This is a genomic window from Streptomyces sp. NPDC088730, from assembly GCF_044751215.1.
Lineage (GTDB): Bacteria > Actinomycetota > Actinomycetes > Streptomycetales > Streptomycetaceae > Streptomyces.
In genome coordinates this window covers 552,313-570,751 of sequence record NZ_JBIVLK010000002.1, presented here as the reverse complement: position 1 = coordinate 570,751, position 18,439 = coordinate 552,313, and the positions used below count along the sequence as shown (strand labels likewise).

Here is an 18,439-nt window from a genome sequence, read left to right as displayed (position 1 = left end):
TCACCGCCGCTTCTCCCGGTCGCGCAGTTCGCGGCGCAGGATCTTGCCGGACACGGCGCGCGGTACGGCGTCGATGAACTCGACCTGCCGGATCTTCTTGTACGGGGCGACGCGCTCGGTGACGTACGCCATGACGTCATCCGCCGTGAGGTCGGCGGGGGCGACGGCCGGCCGGCGGACCACGAAGGCCTTGGGCACCTCGTTGCCGTCGGCGTCGTACACGCCGATGACGGCGGCGTCGGCTATGGATGCGTGGCCGAGCAGCAGCGCTTCGAGCTCGGCGGGGGCGACCTGGTAGCCCTTGTACTTGATGAGTTCCTTGACCCGGTCGACGACGAACAGCCAGCCGTCCTCGTCCACCCGGCCGATGTCCCCGGTGTGCAGCCAGCCGTCGGCGTCGATCATCGCGGCGGTGGCGTCCGGGCGGCCGAGGTAGCCCTTCATCACCTGCGGGCCGCGGATCAGGATCTCGCCGTCGGTGCCGGTTCCGGCGTCCTCGCCGGGGGCGTCGATGGAGACGATGCGCATCTCGGTGTTGGGCAGCAGGGTGCCGACGGCCCCGGGCGGCGGGTTCTGCGCCGCCAGCGGGACGACGTGGGTGCCGGGCGACAGCTCCGTCATCCCGTACGCCTGGCGCAGGGGCGGCAGGCCCAGCCGGCGGGAGCAGGCGGCGGCGAGTTCGGCGTCGAGCGGGGCGGCGGAGCTGACGATGTACTCGATCGAGGACAGGTCGTACCGGTCGACGACCGGGTGCTTCGCGAGGGCCAGCACGATCGGCGGGGCCACGTAGAGGCCGGTGATGCGGTGTGTCTCGATCGCGGTGAGGAACTGGGGGAGGTCGAAGCGCGGCAGGACGACGACGGTGGCACCGGTCCGCAGCGGTGCGTTCATCAGGGCGGTGAGCCCGTAGATGTGGAAGAAGGGGAGCACGGCCAGGATGCGGGCCTCTGTGCCCATCGGGACGAAGGGGCGCAGCTGTTCCAGGTTGGTCGCCATGGAGCGGTGGGTGAGCATGACGCCCTTGGGCACGCCGGTGGTGCCGGAGGAGTACGGCAGCGCGGCGATGTCCTCGGCCGGGTCGATGGTGACCATCGGTTCGGGGGCGGTGGTGGTGAGCATGTCGAGGACGGAGGTGTGTCCTTCGGCCCGGTCGCAGACGAAGATCTCCTCGATGCCGCCGACGAGTTCGGCCGCGCGGCGGGCGGTGTTCAGGAGCGGGGAGACGGTGACGATCCAGCGCGCCGAGGAGTCGCGGAGCTGCCCCGCGAACTCCTCCGCCGTGGCGAGCGGGTGGGCGGTGGTGACGGTGGCGCCGGCCCGGGTGGCGCCGAAGAAGACGGCCGGGTAGGCGATGGTGTTCGGGCTGTGCAGGGCGAGCACGTCGCCCTTGACGAGTCCGGCGGCGGCCAGCCCGGCGGCGATCTTCCGGTGGAAGGAGTCGAGCTGCCGGTAGGTGAGCCGGCTGCTGTCGTCCGTGCCGTCGATCAGGGCGACCCGGTCGCCGAACTCCGCGGCGGCCTGGCCCAGCACCGCGTCGTGGATGGCCGTGTCGAGTGGCTGGACGTCGGGGTAGTCGCTCCGGAACACGTGCGCCATGACGGAAGTCCCTTCGATGCGGATGGCGGGGCGCCCGCGTCGGCGGGCCGCCCCGTACGACGCGTGGCGAGGTGACGTGCGACGCCGGGACCGGGACCCGCACCCTCCGGGGAGGGGGTGCGGCGGGTCCCGTACGGCGTGGAGGGACAGAATGGCGGCTCTCAGTACGACTTGGGGAGACCCAGGGACTGATGGGATACGTAGTTCAGGATCATTTCCCGGCTGACGGGCGCGATCCGGGCCACCCGGGACGCGGTGATCAGGGAGCCGAGGCCGTACTCGCGGGTGAGTCCGTTGCCGCCGAGGGTGTGCACGGCCTGGTCGACGGCTTTCACGCACGCCTCGCCTGCCGCGTACTTCGCCATGTTCGCTGCTTCGCCCGCCCCGGCGTCGTCCCCGTCGTCGTAGAGCCGGGCGGCCTTCTGCATCATCAGCCGGGCCAGTTCGAGTTCGATGTGGGCCTGGGCGAGGGGGTGCGCGATGGCCTGGTGGGCGCCGATGGGCTCCTTCCACACCTGGCGGGTCTTCGCGTACTCGACGGCCCGGCCCAGTGCGTAGCGGCCCATTCCGATGCCGAAGGCGGCGGTCATGATGCGTTCCGGGTTGAGTCCGGCGAAGAGCTGGAGGAGGCCCGCGTCCTCGTCCCCGACGAGCGCGTCGGCGGGCAGCCGCACGTCGTCCAGGACGAGTTCGAACTGCTTCTCCGGGGCCTGGAGTTCCATGTCGATCTGTGAGCGCTGGAAGCCGGGGGCCTCGCGCGGGACGATGAAGAGGCAGGGTTTGAGCCTGCCCGACCTGGCGTCCTCGGTGCGGCCGACGATGAGCGTGGCGTCGGCTATGTCGACGCCGGAGACGAAGACCTTGCGGCCGGTGAGCACCCACTCCTCGCCGTCGCGGCGGGCGGTGGTGGTGATCCGGTGCGAGTTGGAACCGGCGTCCGGCTCTGTGATGCCGAAGGCCATGGTGAGGCTGCCGTCCGCGAGGCCGGGCAGCCACTGGCGCTTCTGCTCACCGGTCCCGAAGCGGGCGATGACGGTGCCGCAGATGGCGGGCGAGACGACCATCATCAGGAGCGGCGAGCCGGCCGCCCCCAACTCCTCCAGCACGATGGAGAGTTCGGCCATTCCGCTGCCTCCGCCGCCGTACTCCTCGGGGAGGTTCACCCCGAGGTAGCCGAGCTTGGCGGCCTCCGCCCACAGCTCGCGGGGATGGGCCCCTTCGCGGACGACGGACGTCATGTAGTCACGCCCGTACCGCTTCCCGAGGGCGGCGACGGCTGCGCGCAGGGCCTGGTGCTCTTCGGTTTCGAGGACGGTGCTCATGCGGTCTCCTCAGCGGGTGCGGATGCGTCTTCGGCAGCGGGTGCGGATGCGTCTTCCGTGACGACGGCGAGCAGGGCGCCGACCTCCACCTGGAGGCCGGGCGCGGCGTGCAGGGCGGTGAGGGTGCCGGTGGCGGGGGCGAGGATGCGGTGCTCCATCTTCATCGCCTCCAGCCAGATCAGCGGCTGCCCGGCCTCGACGGCGGACCCGGCCGCGAGTCCGTCGGCGAGGCGGACGACGGTGCCGGGCATCGGGGCGAGCAGGGAGCCGGGTTCGGTGCGTTCGGCGGGGTCGGTGAAGCGGGGCAGGGCGGTGAAGGTGTACGAGCCGGTGGCGGTGTCCACGTAGACCCGATCGTGGTGGGTGGTGACGGTGAAGTGCCGGGTGACACCGCCGGTTTCGAGGGTGACGCGGTCGGGACGGACGTCGAGGACCCGGAGGTCCGGGCCGGTGGTGAGCCCCTCGCGGGTGGTGCGGTAGGTGATCTCGTGCTCGCGGCCGTCGGGTTCGCCGCGGTAGCGCCGGACCTGGGGCTGGGAGGGGACGTTGCGCCAGGCGCCGAGGCGGGCGGCGACGCCGCCGGTCGCGGTGCGGCGCGCGGCTGCGGCGAGGGCGGCCGCGGTGGCGGCGAGGCTCCGGCCGGCGTCGTCGGCGCCCTCGGTCAGGGCCGCCAGGTGCCGGTCGTAGAAGCCGGTGTCCAGGCGGGCGGCGGCGAAGTCCGGGTGGCGCAGGGAGCGGACGAGCAGTTCGCGGTTGGTGACCGGGCCGTGCACGCGGGCGCGCTCCAGGGCGCGGGCCAGCAGGCGTACGGCTTCGGTGCGGGTGGGGGCGTGCGCGATCACCTTGGCGATCATCGGGTCGTAGTGCACGCCGATGGTGTCGCCGTGGGTGTACCCGGTGTCCAGGCGCACACCGGGCTCGTCCGGCACCTCGAACGAGAGCAGTGCTCCGGTCTGCGGCTGCCAGTCGCGCGCCGGGTCCTCCGCGTAGAGCCGGGCCTCGACGGCGTGCCCGGCGGGCTGCGGGGGTTCGGCGGAGGGCAGCGGCTCGCCCTCCGCGGTACGCAGCTGGAGGGCGACCAGGTCGAGGCCGAACACGGCCTCGGTCACCGGGTGTTCGACCTGGAGTCGGGTGTTCATCTCCAGGAAGTACGGCCGCCCGTCCTCGGTGACCAGGAATTCGACGGTGCCCGCGCCCCGGTAGCCGACGGCCCGTGCGGCGGCCACGGCGGCGGCGTGCAGCCGGTCGCGCAGCTCGTCGGCCAGACCGGGTGCGGGGGCCTCCTCGATGACCTTCTGGTGACGCCGCTGGAGCGAGCAGTCCCGGGTGCCGAGCGCCCAGACCCCGTCGTGCTCGTCGGCCATGATCTGGACCTCGACGTGCCGGCCGCGCTCCACGTACGGCTCCGCGAAGACCTCCCCGTCCCCGAAGGCGGACAGCGCCTCCGCGGCGGCGGCGGTCAGCTCGCCTTCCAGGTCGGCCAGTTCGCGCACGATCCGCATCCCGCGGCCGCCGCCGCCGGAGGCCGCCTTGAGCAGCAGCGGCAGGTCCTCCGCGCGGGCCGCCGCCGGGTCGACGGGGTCGAGGAGCGGCACCCCGGCGGCGGCCATCAGCTCCTTGGCGCGGGTCTTGGACGCCATCAGCTCGATGGCTCCGACCGGCGGGCCGACCCAGACCAGCCCCGCGTCCCGCACAGCGGCGGCGAACCCGGCGTTCTCGGACAGGAAGCCGTACCCGGGGTGGACCGCGTCCGCGCCCGCCGCGAGGGCGGCGGCCACGACGAGATCGCCGCGCAGATACGTATCGGAGGCGGCGGCCCCGGGGAGCCGTACGGCGGTGTCGGCCTCCCGCACGTGCAGCGCGCCGGCGTCCGCGTCGGAGTACACGGCGACGGTGGCGATGCCGAGCGCACGGCAGGTGCGGAAGATCCGGCAGGCGATCTCGCCCCGGTTGGCGACGATGAGTGAGTGAACAGTGGCTGTCACGGACAGGACTCTTTCCGTTAGAAAACCGCGACCATCAATTGAGGAACCCCGACGGCGAGCAGCCACCTCCGCGAGAGCGGCGGCGGTCCGGCCGCGGTAGGGGGGTACTCACATCCGGAAGATGCCGAAGCCGCCGCGGGCGCCCTCGACCGGTGCGGTGTGGATGGCTGACAGGCACATCCCGAGGACGGTCCTGGTGTCGCGCGGGTCGATGACACCGTCGTCGTACAGCCGCCCGGACAGGAACATCGGCAGCGACTCGGACTCGATCTGCTGCTCGACCATGGCCCGCAGTCCGGCGTCGGCCTCGTCGTCGTAGGGGCGCCCCTTCGCGGCCGCCGAGGCGCGGGCGACGATGGAGAGCACCCCGGCCAGTTGCTGCGGGCCCATGACGGCGGACTTGCTGCCGGGCCAGGCGAACAGGAAGCGCGGGTCGTAGGCCCGGCCGCACATGCCGTAGTGCCCGGCGCCGTAGGAGGCGCCCATCAGGACGGACAGGTGCGGGACCCTGGAGTTGGACACCGCGTTGATCATCATCGCGCCGTGCTTGATGATGCCGCCCTGCTCGTACTCCTTGCCGACCATGTAGCCGGTGGTGTTGTGCAGGAAGAGGAGCGGGATGTCGCGCTGGTTGGCGAGCTGGATGAACTGCGCGGCCTTCTGCGACTCCTCGCTGAACAGCACGCCCTGCGCGTTGGCGAGGATGCCGACGGGGTAGCCGTGCAGCCGGGCCCAGCCGGTGACCAGGCTGGTCCCGTAGAGCGGTTTGAACGCGTCGAAGTCCGAGCCGTCGACCAGCCGGGCGATGACCTCGCGCGGGTCGAAGGGCACCTTCAGGTCGCCGGGGACGATGCCGAGCAGCTCGTCCTGGTCGTACGTGGGCGGCTCGGCCGGTCCCGGATCGGGGTGCGCCTTGCGCCAGTTGAGCCGGGCGACGATCCGGCGGGCCTGGCGGAGCGCGTCCTGCTCGTCCACGGCGAAGTGGTCCGCGAGGCCGGAGGTGCGGGCGTGCATCTCGGCGCCGCCGAGCGATTCGTCGTCGCTCTCCTCGCCGGTCGCCATCTTCACCAGGGGCGGGCCGCCGAGGAAGACCTTGGACCGCTCCTTGATCATCACGGTGTGGTCGGACATGCCGGGGACGTACGCCCCGCCCGCCGTTGAGTTCCCGAAGACGACCGCCACGGTCGGGATACCGGCGGCGGAGAGGCGGGTGAGGTCGCGGAAGAGCGCCCCGCCGGGGATGAAGATCTCCTTCTGGGAGGGCAGGTCGGCGCCCCCCGACTCCACCAGGCTGATGGTGGGCAGCCGGTTGGCGAAGGCGATCTCGTTGGCGCGCAGGGCCTTCTTCAGCGTCCAGGGGTTGGAGGCGCCGCCGCGTACCGTCGGGTCGTTGGCGGTGATCAGGCACTCCACGCCCTCGACCACCCCGATCCCGGTGACGAGTGAGGCGCCGACCGCGTAGTCGCTGCCCCAGGCGGCCAGCGGCGACAGCTCCAGGAACGGGGTGTCCTGGTCGATCAGCAGCTCGATGCGCTCGCGGGCCAGCAGCTTGCCGCGCGACCGGTGCCGTTCGACGTACTTCTCGCCGCCGCCCTCCAGCGCCTTGGCGTGCGCGGCGTCGAGGCCGGTGAGCTTGTCGAGCATCGCCGCGCGGTTCGCGGCGTATTCGGGGCTCGCGGTGTCGAGCCCGGTGGGCAGGACGGTCATGCGTGCACCTCCGGTGAGCCGGCCAGCAAGGCCTCGGGTATCTCCAGTCGGCGCGAGCGGAGCCACTCGCCCAGCGCCTTGCCCTGCGGGTCGAAGCGGTGCTGGGCGGCGACGCCCTCACCGAGCAGCCCGTGGACGGTGAAGTTCAGGGCGCGCAGGTTCGGCAGGACATGGCGTACGACGGTGAGCGGCGCGGTCTCCGGGAGGAGTTCCCGGAAGCGGTCCACGGTCAGCTCGTGGGCCAGCCACCGCCACGCGGCGTCGGTCCGTACCCACACCCCCACGTTCGCGTCCCCGCCCTTGTCGCCGCTGCGGGCGCCCGCGAGGAGCCCGAGCGGAGCGTTGCGGGTGGGGCCCGCGTCCAACGGCTGCGGCAGGGGCGGCTGTTCGGTGTCCGTCAGAAGCCGCGTCCGTACGGGGGGATCGAGGGCCTGGCGCGTTCCGTCGGGCAGTACGGCGACGTGCCCGGCCTCCTCAGCCGGTACGTACCGGGCCTCGAACACCCCGTAGGGCGCGCCCTTTCCGGGCGGGGCGGTGACGTGGAAGCCGGGGTAGCTGCCGAGGGCCAGTTCGATCGCGGCGCCGGACAGGGCCCGCCCGACGGCATCCGGGTCCTGGTCGCGGACGACGAGCCTGAGCAGGGCGCTCGCGGTCTCCTCGGTCGCGGCGTCGGCCCGGTCCGTGCGGGCCAGCTCCCACCGCACCTCGGCCGGCTGCCGTCCGGCGCGGGCGAACGCGTCCGCGATCTGGTCCCGGACCAGCCGCTCCTTGGCCTCGATGTCGAGACCGGTGAGGACGAAGACGACCTCGTTGCGCCAGCCGCCGAGCCGGGTGAGCCCGGCCTTGAGGGTGGGCGGCGGGGCCTCGCCCCGCACCCCGGAGATCCTGACCCGGTCGGGGCCGTCGGAGGCCAGCCGTACGGTGTCGAGCCGGGCGGTGACGTCGGGTCCCGCGTACCGGGCGCCGCCGGTCTCGTACAGCAGTTGCGCGGTGACGGTCCCGAGGTCGACGACTCCGCCGGTGCCGTCGTGCTTGGTGATGACGGACGTGCCGTCGGCGTGGATCTCCGCGACGGGGAAGCCGGGGCGGCGGATGTCGTGGTCGCGGAAGAAGGAGTAGTTCCCGCCGGTCGCCTGGGTGCCGCACTCCAGCACGTGCCCGGCGACGACGGCTCCGGCGAGCGCGTCGTGGTCCTCCGGCCCCCAGCCGAAGTGGGCGGCGGCCGGGCCGGTGACGAGGGCCGCGTCGGTGACCCGCCCGGTGACGACGACGTCGGCACCGGCCCGCAGACAGGCGGCGATGCCCGCGCCGCCGAGGTAGGCGTTGGCGGTGAGGTATCCGTCGGGCACGGGGAGGCCGTCACCCTCGACATGGGCGACGCGCACCGGGACGCCCACCCTTTCGGCCAACTCGCGTACGGCGTCCGCCAGTCCGGCCGGGTTGAGGCCGCCTGCGTTGGCGACGATCCGCACCCCGCGCTCGTGGGCGAGCCCGAGACCCTCCTCCAGCTGGCGCAGGAAGGTGGTGGCATAGCCGCGCGAGGGGTCCTTGAGGCGGCCGCGGCCGAGGATGAGCATGGTCAGCTCGGCCAGGTAGTCGCCGGTCAGGACGTCGAGGGGGCCGCCGGTGAGCATCTCGCGCACGGCGTCGAAGCGGTCGCCGTAGAAACCGGAGGCGTTGCCGATCCGCAGCGGCCGGGGCTGCGCGTCCGCCCCCGGGCTCATGTGCCGCTCCCCCGCCGCGGGGCGCGCCCCGGACCGGCGGAACCGTCCCCCGGGGCGCGTTCGGAACCGGCGGAACCGGCGGAACCGTCCTTCGGGGCGCGCCCCGGACCGGCGGGCCCGGCGAAGGCCTGCGCGATGCCCAGCCACACCTCGGCGTCGGGCCCCTCGGCCCGTACGGCGAGGTCGTCGCGGTGGGCGCGCTGGGTGACGAGCAGACAGAAGTCGTGCAGCGGCCCGGTGACCCGCTGGGCGGCCCCCTCGGGACCGTACGCGATCAACTCGCCGCCGGAGCCGGTCAGTTCCACCCGGAACTCCTCGCCGGGTGCCGGGATGCCCCGTACCAGGAAGGCGTAGTCCCGTGCCCGTACGCCGATCCGCGCCACGTGCCGCAGCCGGGCGGTGGGGGTGCGGGTGACACCGACCGCGTCGGCCACGTCCTGGCCGTGCGCCCAGGTCTCCATGAGGCGGCCGGTCGCCATGGAGGCGACGCCCATCGGCGGCCCGTACCAGGGGAAGCGGGTCCCGGCGGGGGCCGAGCGCAGGGCTTCCTGGAGCCGCTGGCGCCCGTCGCGCCAGTGGGTCAGCAGGGCAGGCGGTGCGTACGCCGCCACGACCTCGGCGGCGGCCTCGTCGACGAAGCCCTCGGGGTCCCGCATCGCCTTCGCGACCTCGTCACCGAAGCGCCCGGGGTCCGTGACGGAGAGCAGCGCCACCTCGTCGGTCCAGCTCAGATGGGCCACCTGGTGGGCGACGGTCCACCCTGCGGCGGGCGTCGCGCCCGCCCACTGCGCGGCGCTCAACCCGGCTACCAGCAGGTCGAGTTCCTCGCTCTCGCTGCGCAGATCGTCGAGCACGGCTGAGGCATCGGACACGGTGCGCTCCCCTCGGGGCGTGGCGGTGTGTCCCGGAGCCTGCCAGCGGGACGGAAAACAATCAAGCGTGCTTGCATTGTTTCTCCGGATTAGGTCGTCGCCCGGTTCCGGCCGCCGATCTCCACCTCGGGTTCCACCCATGGGTCCAGGCGCGGGAGACCGTACGACAGCAGTCTTGAGGGCATGACAACCACCGACTGGATCACCGACATCGCCCTCGTCCTGGTCGTCTTCCGGCAGCTGCGGGAAGGCCGACTGGACCTCAAGACCTTCCTGATCCCGCTGGGGATCGTGGCCTTCGTGGCGCACTCGTACCTCCACAGCGTGCCCACCGCGGGCAACGACCTGGTGCTGATCGGGGCGCTGATGGCCGTCGGCGCGGCCCTCGGTATCGCCGGCGGCGTCTACACCCGGGTCCGGGCCGTGGGCGAACACCTGTTGATCAAGGCCGGCGCGATCTCCGCGATCCTGTGGGTGGTCGGCATGGGTGCCCGCATGGGCTTCCAGATCTGGGTCTCGCACGGCGGGGGCGCGGACGACGTGGCGCGGTTCAGCCTCGCCCACCACATCACCACGGATCAGGCCTGGGTCGCCGCCTTCGTCCTGATGGCGCTCACCGAGGTCATCACGCGGCTCGCCACGATCTTCGTCCGGAGCCGGATGGCCGACCGGCACGGCGTGGGCGGTACGGCGACGCAGCCCGCACCCGTCTTCGACCGTACGGCCTGACCGTGGGTTATCGTCACGCCGTGCCCGAAGCACCGAGCGCCCCGGAAGAGCAGAGCGGGCCCACAGCACGGAACGCCCCCGGGCCGGGACCGTCCCCTCAGGGGCGGCCCGGCCCCCGGGGCGTTCCCGGCCAGGACCCCCGTGTGCAGTGGGTCCTGACCCTGTTCGTCATCGCCTCCGCCTTCGCGACGGTCCGCCCGCTGGGCCTGAGCGGCCGGGGTCTCGCGGTCGCCGCGCTCCTCGTGGTCAACTCCCTCGCGCTGGCGGCCCGGCACCTGCCGGAGGAGAAGGTCCCGCCCCGCGCGTCCCTGATCTGGCTGACCTTCGGCCTCCTCGCCGCGGCCGCCCTGATCGGCGTCAGCCGCAGCGGTTCGAGCTATCTCTTCGCGTACTTCCTCGTGGGCCACGCCGGATTCCGGCTGCCGGTCAGGCAGGCCCTCGGCCTCGCGGCGCTGAGCAGCCTGCTGTGCGGCGGTGTCCTGTACTTCCACCTCGGCCCCGGCCACCACCTGCTGCCCTGGGCCCTCGGACTGACCACCGGCACCCCGGTCGTGATGGGCATCGTCAACCGCAGCCGCCAGCACGCCGTGTGGGCGGCGATCGACGCCGCCGAGTCGGCCGAACGGGCGGCCCGCGCCGAGGCCCAGGCCGCCGTACTGACCGAGCGCGGACGGATCGCCCGCGATGTGCACGACGTCCTCGCCCACTCCCTGGCCGGCATCAACATGCAGCTGGAACTGGCGGACGCCCTGATCGACACCGGAGACCTGGAGAAGGTCCGCGAGGCGAACCGGAAGGCGCACAGCCTGGTCAGGCAGAGCCTGGAGCAGGCCCAGTGGACCGTGCACGCGCTCCGCGAGGACGCCCTGCCCCTGATCGGGAGCCTGACCGCGCTGATCGACTCCTCCGGCCACCGCGACGCCCTCACCGTCACCGGGACCGTCCGCGACGTGCCGTCCCGGGTCACCCAGAACCTGCTGCGGATCGCCCAGGAGTCGCTGACCAACGCCGCGCGGCACGCACCCGGCAGCGAGGTCCGCGTGGAGCTGGCGTTCGACGCCGCGTCGACGACACTGAGGGTCCGCAACAGCCGGGCGACCCGTGCGGCCCGCGCGGGCGTCGGCAGCGGGATGGGACTGATCGGCATGCGGGAGAGGGTCGCCCTGCTGGGCGGCACGATCACCGCGGGCCCGGTCACCGAAGGACCGGCCGAGGGCGGCTGGCAGGTGGAGGCAGTGATCCCGGAATGAGCGAATCGACACGGAGCACCCAGAGGCTGCGGGTGGTCGTCGCCGACGACCAGGCCGCCGTGCGCGAACCCTTGGCCGCCGTCCTCGGCCTGGCCGATGACATCGACGTCGTCGCGGCCGCCGCAGACGGTACCGAGGTGCTCGCCGCGGTCGCCGCGGGGCCGGTGGACGTGGTCCTCATGGACCTGCGGATGCCGGTCATGGACGGCACCGAGACGACCCGGCGGCTCACCGATGAGTACCCGGACGTGGCCGTGGTCGTCCTGACCACCTTCGCCGACGACGACTCGATCCTGGCCGCGCTGAGCGCGGGGGCCCGCGGCTACCTCACCAAGAACGCGGGGCGCCAGGACATCACCCGCGCCATCCGCGCCGCCGCGGCGGGGCAGTCCGTGCTGGACCGCGAGGTCCAGGACCGCCTCCTCGCCACGGTCCGCACCAGGCCCCCGGCCCCCGGGCAGGCGCTGCCCGCCGAGCTCACGCCCCGCGAGCGCGAGGTCCTCACGCTCATCGGCCGGGGCCTGCCGAACCGGGCCATCGCGGAGAAGCTCTTCATCAGCGAGGCCACGGTGAAGACGCACATCAACAACCTCTTCGCCAAGGCGGACATCAAGGACCGCGCCGACGCGGTCCGCCGCGCGATCGGAGCGGGCCTGGCCTGACGGTCGCGGTCCGCCGGGCGATCGGAACGGGCCTGGCCTGACGGTCCGGTCTGACGGACTCGGCCGACGGCGGAGCCCCGGCGAGCTCGCCGTTCAGCTCGCCGGTGTGGCGGCCATGCCCTCGATGCCCTGGCCCGAACCGGCCAGCAGCGAACAGCGAGCAGCGCGGAGATGATCAGGTTCAGGCAGGTCTCCCGGCCGGGCCGCCGACCAGGACCGACCAGCCGCCGTCGACCCGCAGAGTCGTCCCGGTGGCCACGCCGAGTGCGGGGTCGGCGGCCAGTGCCACCGCGGCCGCGACATCGTCGGGCTCCAGCATCCGGCCCAGCACGGATTCGCGGGCCAGCAGGGCGCCGCGCTCGCCGGTCAGGACCTTCGCGGTGGCGGGCGTCCGGACGGCCCCGGGCGCGACGACGAGCACGCTGACGCCGTCGCGCGCGTGCTCCGCGGCGATGTGCCGGGCGAAGGTGGCCAGCGCGGATTTCGCCGTCCCGTGCGCGAGCCGGCCCTCGCCGGCGTAGTCCGCGGCGGTGCTGCCGATGTAGATGATCCGGCCCGCGCCCTGCGCCCGCATCGGCACGAGGGCGCGCTTGGTGATGTGGAAGGCACCGGCCAGCTCGCCGGTGACCTTGGCCGCGAAGTCCGCCCAGGACAGGTCCGTCAGCGCGGCGAAGGGCGGCGGAGCGGTGTTGGCGGCCGCGACGACGGTGTCGATCCGCCCGTGGGTGGCGAGGATCCCGCCGATCAGCTCGTCGACGGCAGCCGGGTCGGTGACGTCGGCCCCGGCGCTCGTCGCGCTGCCGCCGGCGGCCTCGATGGCACGCACGGTCTCGGCCGCTTCGGCTTCACCGGTGCGGTAGTTGACGATCACGTGGTGGCCGCGTGTGCCGAGTCGCCGCGCGATGGCCGCCCCCAGGCCGCGGGCGGCGCCGGTGACGAGTGTGGTCGGTTTCATGCTTCCTCCCCAGGTCGTGAGCAGGTCGCTAACCTAAGGAGAGCGCAGATGCGGCGGAAGGCGCTCACCACGTGGTGCGGTGCTCACCCGACGGTGAGCGCGCAGTCCAGGAGCCCGGGAGAGACGTGATGGGTGACGTGTTCCACAAGGACTGCCCGGCGCGCGAGGTGCTGGGGCACCTCGCCGGCCGGTGGACGATGCTGATCCTCACGGCGCTGCTGTCCGAGCCGCTGCGCTACCACGAGCTGCGCACGGTGGTCGCGGGCATCAGCGACAAGAGCCTCGCGGCGACGCTCCGCTCGCTCCAGCAGGACGGCCTGGTGCACCGCCGGGTCGGCACGGGACAGCCGCCGTCCGTGACGTACTCGGTCACGGAGCTGGGCCGTGGCGCGGCGGCGGCGCTGGAGCCGCTGCTGCGCTGGATCCGGGCCAACGCGGCGGACATCACGGCACACCGTGGGACGCGCACGGACGGGGCCGGTCAGTAGGCCGGCCGGACCGGCGGCCGTGCCCGGAGGGCCGGGTCCTCAGAGCTCCGGACCGCCGGGCCGTTCGCCCCGCGACTTGCGGCGGCCCCCCACCTGGCTGCGCACCGCCCCCATGCTCGCCCCGATGACCAGGGCGATGGCCAGGGCGTCCGTGGTGGAGAGCGCCTGGTCGAGGATGAGGAAGCCGGCCGTGGCCGCGATGGCGGGCTCCAGGCTCATCAGGATCGCGAAGGTGGGGGCGGGCAGTCTGCGCAGCGCCATGAGTTCGAGGGTGTACGGGAGGACGGAGCTGAGCACCGCGACGGCCGCGCCCAGTCCGAGCGTGCTGGGCACCAGGAGCTTCGAGCCGGACTCCATGATGCCGAGCGGGAGCGAGAGCAGGGCGGCCACCACCATGGCCATGGCCAGTCCGTCGGCCTGCGGGAAGCGGCGGCCGGTGCGGGCGCTGAAGATGATGTACGCCGCCCACATGGCTCCCGCGCCCAGCGCGTACGCGGCGCCCACCGGATCGAGCCGGTCGAAGCCGCCGCCGCTGAGCAGCAGCACCCCGCCCAGGGCGAGGGCCGCCCAGACCACGTTGACCAGGCGACGGGAGGCGAAGACCGAGAGGGCGAGCGGGCCCAGGACCTCCAGGGTGACGGCCGCGCCGAGCGGGATGCGGTCGGCGGCCTGGTAGAAGAGCGTGTTCATGGCGCCCATCGCGACGCCGAAGGCGAGCACCGTGCCCCAGTCGGCGCGCGAGTGGCCGCGCAGCTTGGGGCGGCACACGACGAGCAGGACGAGCGCGGCGGCCGCGAGGCGCAGCGTGACGACTCCGAGGGCGCCGGCCTTCGGCATCAGCAGGACCGCGACCGCCGCGCCGAACTGCACGGAGAGGCCGCCCGCGACCACCAGCGCGACCGGGGCGAGCGCGGCTCTGCGCCCTCCGGCGGGGGCCGGACCGCCCGGCTCGCCGAGGGCGGTGACCGCCTCCGGTACGGCGTATGCGGCGGCCGGTTCTGCGGCGGTGCCCTGGTCGTTCACCTGTGGCCTGACTTCCTTGGATCACGGTACGCGAGGCAAGTGCAATATGCTGCACTGCCCAATTGAAGATACTGCACTCACTTCGTGCAGCCCATCCCCTTACCGTAGGCACCTCCGCGTGGCGCGTGAAATGCCGACTGGGCTCCCGTTATGCTCCCGGCGCATGAGTACAGGACAGGGCGTGGGCCGGAGTGCCGGACGTGGTGTCGAGGTCCGCCATCTGCGCGCGTTCCTCGCCGTGGCCGACGAGTCCAGCGTGACCCGGGCCGCCGCCAGGCTCCGGCTCACCCAGCCCGCCGTCTCGCGCACCCTCGCCGCCCTGGAGCGGCACCTCGGCATCCGGCTCGTCGACCGCTCCACCCACCACCTGGCCCTCACCCCCGAAGGCGTCGCCTTCCGCGACAAGGCCGCCGCCGCCGTGGCCGCGTTCGACGAGGCACTCGACCCGGACGGGCTGCGCAGCTGGCCGCTCCGGCTCGGGCACGCCTGGTCAGCGTTCGGCCGGTACACCACACCGCTGCTCCGCGGCTGGCAGGAGCGGTATCCGCGGACCCCGCTCGAACTCCTGCGGATCGACGACCGCACGGCCGGGCTGACCCGGGGCGAGGTCGACGCCGCGGTGCTGCGCGGGCCGGTCGAGGCGCCCGGCCTCCTCACCGAGGTGCTCTTCGAGGAGGAGCGGGTCGCCGCCGTCGCGGCCGACGGCCCGCTGGCCGCCCGCCCCGCGCTCCGGCTCGCGGACCTGGCGAGCGGCACCGTCGTCCTCAACACCGTCTCCGGCACCACGACCCCCGGCCTGTGGCCGCCGTCTGCGCGCCCCGCCGCCACCCTCACCGTCGCCAACACCGACGACTGGCTGACCGCCATCGCGGCGGGCCGGGGCACCGGCGTCTCCACCGCCTCGACCGCCGCGATGCACCCGCACGCCGGTGTCGTCTACCGCCCGCTCACCGACGCGCCGACCGTGCCGGTGCTGCTCGCCCGCCGCGACGCGCCGGGCCATCCGGCGCTGGGCGATCTCGCGGCGCTGGCCCGGGAGATCGTGGGGCGGGACGGTAACCGGGGCTCCGCCCCGGACCCCGCGCCTCGAACACCGGCGAGGCCGGTTGGGCGGGCGGCGGAATCAAGCCCCTCCGGCGATTGAGGAGCGGGGGTCTGGGGGCAGCGCTCCCGGGTCCAGCCCCTCCGCCAGCACCTCCGCCAGGTGCCGCGCCCGGACCCCGCCCAGCTGGGCCAGCTGGGTCCGGCAGGAGAACCCGTCCGCCAGCACCTCCGCGCCCGCCGGCGCCTCCCGTACCGCCGGCAGCAGCGCGTCCCGCGCGCACGCCACGGACACCTCCCAGTGCCCGCGTTCGAAGCCGAAGTTGCCGGCCAGTCCGCAGCAGCCGCCGGTCAGCTCACCGCTCAGCCCCGCCCGTTCGCGCAGCCGGCGGTCCGCCGCGTCGCCCAGGACCGCGTGCTGGTGGCAGTGGGTCTGGCCGGTGACCGGGCGGTCCAGGCGCGGGGGCTGCCAGTCGGGGGCGTACTCCTCCAGGTACTCGGCCAGGGTGTGCACGGAGGCGGCCAGCCGGGCGGCGCGCGGGTCGTCCGGCAGCAGCTCCGGGAGGTCCGTGCGCAGGGTGGCCGCACAGCTCGGTTCGAGGACGATCACCGGGGAGTCACGGGCGCCGGCCAGCAGGCCCAGGGTCCGGCGCATCACCTTGCGGGCCTTGTGCAGCTGGCCCGTGGAGACGTACGTGAGGCCGCAGCACACCCCCGGGCCCGGTGACAGCACCCGGCGGCCCGTCGCCGCCTCGACGACCTCCACCGCCGCCCGGCCCACCTCGGGCGAGAGGTACTCGGTGAAGGTGTCGGGCCAGACGGTGGCCACCTCGTCGTCGGAGAAGAGGAACGTCCCCCCGCCCCGGCGCCGGTCCAGCCAGCGGGTGTACGTCTCCCGCGCCAGCACCGGGATGGCGCGCTCCGGTGCGATCCCGGCCAGCCGCCTGGCGAGCGCGGCGAGCGGCCGCACCCGGGCCAGCGCGTTCAGCACGCCCGCGAACGGGGCCGCCAGGCGCAGCCACTGCGGGAGCCGCCCCAGCGCGTAGTGGGAGGCGGGGCGCAGCCGGTGCCGGTAGTGGTGGTGCAGGAACTCCGCCTTGTACGTGGCCATGTCCACGCCGACCGGGCAGTCGCTGCGGCAGCCCTTGCAGGACAGGCACAGGTCGAGCGCGTCCCGTACCTCCGTCGAGCGCCAGCCGTCGGTGATCACTCCGCCCGCCGGGCCGGCCAGCATCTCGTGCAGCAGCCGGGCCCGGCCCCTGGTCGAGTGGGCCTCCTCGCCGGTCGCGCGGAAGGACGGGCACATCACGGCCGGGCCGTAGGCCTCCTTCGTACGGCACTTGGCGACGCCGACGCACCTGCGCACCGCTGCCGAGAAGTCGCCGCCGTCGTGCGGGTAGCCGAAGGCGACATCGACCGGGCCGCGCGGCAGCACCTCGAAGCGGAGGTTCTCGTCGAAGCGGGCCGGGCGGGCGAGGATGCCCGGGTTCATGCCGCCGTCCGGGTCCCAGAGGTCCTTGAACCGGGCGAAGAGGCCGACCAGTTCGTCCCCGTACATCTTCGGCAGGAGTTCGGCGCGGGCCTGGCCGTCGCCGTGTTCGCCGGAGAGCGATCCGCCGTGTGCGACGACGAGTGAGGCGAGCTCCTCGGAGAAGCGGCGGAAGCGGGCCACGCCGTCGGCGCTCAGCAGGTCGAAGTCGATCCGCACGTGGATGCAGCCGTCACCGAAATGTCCGTACGGGGTGCCGCGCAGGCCGTGTCCGGCGAGCAGCGCGCGGAAGTCGCGCAGGTAGGGGCCGAGCCGGGCGGGCGGCACCGCGCAGTCCTCCCACCCCGGCCACGCCTCGCTGCCGTCAGGCATCCGGGTCGCGGTGCCGGACGCGTCCTCCCTGATCCGCCACAGCGCCCGCTGCCCCGCCGGGTCCGTGACGACGGCGGTGTCCACCGCCTCCGCCGACGCGGCCCGCGCGATCCGTTCCGCGTGGGCCCGTGCCTCTGCCGCGGTGGCGCCGCCCGTCTCGACGAAGAGCCAGGCCGCGCCGCGCGGCAGCCCGGCCGGTTCGCGTACGAGGTCGGCGGCCATGCCCTCGACGGTCAGCGGGTGGTACGGGAGGAGGCCGGGGGCGGCCTCCGCGGCGGCGGACTCGTCGGCGTAGCCGAGTACGGCGAGCGCGCGGACCGCCGGGGCCTCGACGAGCCGCACGGTCGCCTCCGTCACCACGCCGAGCGTCCCCTCGCTGCCGCAGAACGCGCGGGCGGGGTCCGGTCCGCGCTCGGGCAGCAGGGCGTCCAGCGCGTATCCGGAGATACGGCGCGGGAGTTCGGGGAATCCGGTGCGCAGCAGGGCGAGGTGGGCGGCGACCAGTTCCGGGACCCCGGCGGGTCCGGGCGCGCCGGGCTCCAGGCGCAGGGTGTCGCCGCCGTAGCGGGCGACGGTGAGCGCGCGGACGTTGTCGGCCGTGGTGCCCCAGGCGACCGAGTGCGCGCCGCAGGAGTTGTTGCCGATCATGCCGCCGATGGTGCAGCGGCTGTGTGTGGAGGGGTCCGGGCCGAAGGTGAGCCCGTGCGGGGCGGCGGCGGCCCGCAGCTCGTCCAGGACGACGCCCGGCTGGACCACCGCCGTCCGGGAGCCGGGGTCCAGCTCGACGACCGAGCGCAGGTGGCGGGTGAGGTCGAGGACGACGCCGGTGCCGGTGGCCTGCCCGGCGATGGACGTGCCGCCGCCGCGCGGCACGACGGGCACCCCGTGCGCGCGGCAGACGGCGAGCGCGGCGGCGATGTCGTCGGCGTCGCGCGGGGCGACGACACCGAGCGGCACCCGGCGGTAGTTGGAGGCGTCCATCGTCGTCAGGGCCCGTGCGGTCGCGTCGAACGCGACCTCGCCGCGCACCGCCGAGCGCAGCGCTCCGGCGAGTGCGGCGCGGTCGGGTCCGGTGCGGTCGGTTCCGTTGCGGTCGGGGCCGGTTGTTGCCTCGCGAGGTGCCATCCGGACAGGATGCCGCCGGTCCGGGCCGGTGGGCGCCCGCCTGCTCGCGTTTCCGCCGAATGCGCCAATACCTAGGAATTTGACGGGTAACCGAACACA

General features: G+C 73.9%; 14 protein-coding genes. 5 read left to right on the top strand and 9 right to left on the bottom strand.

The genetic code is table 11. The features are described 5' to 3' along the window. The 6 genes from ACIP89_RS09330 to ACIP89_RS09305 form a co-directional block, all read right to left on the bottom strand. Window positions 1–1,596 carry a 4-coumarate--CoA ligase family protein gene (locus tag ACIP89_RS09330; RefSeq protein WP_402113990.1) on the bottom strand — a complete coding sequence of 532 codons (1,596 nt, stop codon included), beginning with the start codon at window positions 1,594–1,596 and terminating at the stop codon, window positions 1–3. A 161-nt stretch (window positions 1,597–1,757) separates the two neighbouring features. Then, entirely contained in the window at window positions 1,758–2,918 is a 1,161-nt protein-coding gene (locus ACIP89_RS09325) for an acyl-CoA dehydrogenase family protein (protein ID WP_401923029.1), read from the bottom strand. Next, window positions 2,915–4,903 carry an acetyl/propionyl/methylcrotonyl-CoA carboxylase subunit alpha gene (locus tag ACIP89_RS09320; protein ID WP_402113988.1) on the bottom strand — a complete coding sequence of 663 codons (1,989 nt, stop codon included), beginning with the start codon at window positions 4,901–4,903 and terminating at the stop codon, window positions 2,915–2,917. The genes ACIP89_RS09325 and ACIP89_RS09320 overlap by 4 nt, the downstream gene beginning before the upstream one ends. Before the next feature lie 108 nt (window positions 4,904–5,011). Beyond that, window positions 5,012–6,610, bottom strand: a complete 1,599-nt coding sequence (locus tag ACIP89_RS09315; protein WP_402113985.1) for an acyl-CoA carboxylase subunit beta — start codon at window positions 6,608–6,610, stop codon at window positions 5,012–5,014. After that, window positions 6,607–8,334: an acyclic terpene utilization AtuA family protein gene (locus tag ACIP89_RS09310; RefSeq protein ID WP_402113982.1), complete on the bottom strand. Its 1,728-nt coding sequence runs from the start codon at window positions 8,332–8,334 to the stop codon at window positions 6,607–6,609. The genes ACIP89_RS09315 and ACIP89_RS09310 overlap by 4 nt, the downstream gene beginning before the upstream one ends. Next, window positions 8,331–9,206: a TIGR03084 family metal-binding protein gene (locus ACIP89_RS09305; RefSeq protein ID WP_402113979.1), complete on the bottom strand. Its 876-nt coding sequence runs from the start codon at window positions 9,204–9,206 to the stop codon at window positions 8,331–8,333. Before ACIP89_RS09305 ends, ACIP89_RS09310 begins: the two co-directional genes overlap by 4 nt. Before the next feature lie 183 nt (window positions 9,207–9,389). Here ACIP89_RS09305 and ACIP89_RS09300 point away from each other — a divergent pair, with 183 nt between their 5' ends. The 3 genes from ACIP89_RS09300 to ACIP89_RS09290 all read left to right on the top strand — a co-directional run bounded on the left by ACIP89_RS09300 (window position 9,390) and on the right by ACIP89_RS09290 (window position 11,847). Continuing rightward, complete coding sequence (locus tag ACIP89_RS09300) at window positions 9,390–9,935, top strand: hypothetical protein (RefSeq protein ID WP_401923017.1); 546 nt, start codon at window positions 9,390–9,392, stop codon at window positions 9,933–9,935. 143 nt (window positions 9,936–10,078) lie between these two features. Next, entirely contained in the window at window positions 10,079–11,185 is a 1,107-nt protein-coding gene (locus ACIP89_RS09295) for a sensor histidine kinase (RefSeq protein ID WP_401923015.1), read from the top strand. Next, window positions 11,182–11,847 (top strand): response regulator, encoded by a 666-nt coding sequence (locus ACIP89_RS09290; protein WP_402113977.1) that lies wholly within the window; start codon window positions 11,182–11,184, stop codon window positions 11,845–11,847. Before ACIP89_RS09295 ends, ACIP89_RS09290 begins: the two co-directional genes overlap by 4 nt. 181 nt (window positions 11,848–12,028) lie before the next feature. On the opposite strand, the gene ACIP89_RS09285 is transcribed toward ACIP89_RS09290, so the two are convergent. Then, entirely contained in the window at window positions 12,029–12,802 is a 774-nt protein-coding gene (locus ACIP89_RS09285; RefSeq protein WP_402113975.1) for an SDR family oxidoreductase, read from the bottom strand. A 128-nt stretch (window positions 12,803–12,930) separates the two neighbouring features. On the opposite strand from ACIP89_RS09285, the gene ACIP89_RS09280 reads away from it, so the two are divergent. Further along, window positions 12,931–13,290: a winged helix-turn-helix transcriptional regulator gene (locus tag ACIP89_RS09280; RefSeq protein ID WP_401923009.1), complete on the top strand. Its 360-nt coding sequence runs from the start codon at window positions 12,931–12,933 to the stop codon at window positions 13,288–13,290. A 39-nt stretch (window positions 13,291–13,329) separates the two neighbouring features. On the opposite strand, the gene ACIP89_RS09275 is transcribed toward ACIP89_RS09280, so the two are convergent. Beyond that, the gene (locus ACIP89_RS09275; RefSeq protein ID WP_401923007.1) at window positions 13,330–14,313 is read right to left on the bottom strand and encodes an EamA family transporter; all 984 of its coding nucleotides are present in this window, start codon (window positions 14,311–14,313) and stop codon (window positions 13,330–13,332) included. A gap of 163 nt (window positions 14,314–14,476) precedes the next feature. Here ACIP89_RS09275 and ACIP89_RS09270 point away from each other — a divergent pair, with 163 nt between their 5' ends. Then, a complete protein-coding gene (locus tag ACIP89_RS09270; protein WP_401923005.1) occupies window positions 14,477–15,457 on the top strand; it encodes a LysR family transcriptional regulator in 981 nt (326 codons plus the stop codon). On the opposite strand, the gene ACIP89_RS09265 is transcribed toward ACIP89_RS09270, so the two are convergent. Next, window positions 15,437–18,340, bottom strand: coding sequence for an FAD-binding and (Fe-S)-binding domain-containing protein (locus tag ACIP89_RS09265; RefSeq protein WP_402113972.1), 2,904 nt, complete (start codon window positions 18,338–18,340; stop codon window positions 15,437–15,439). The two genes, ACIP89_RS09270 and ACIP89_RS09265, sit on opposite strands and share 21 nt — an antisense overlap. Window positions 18,341–18,439 lie beyond the last annotated feature (99 nt).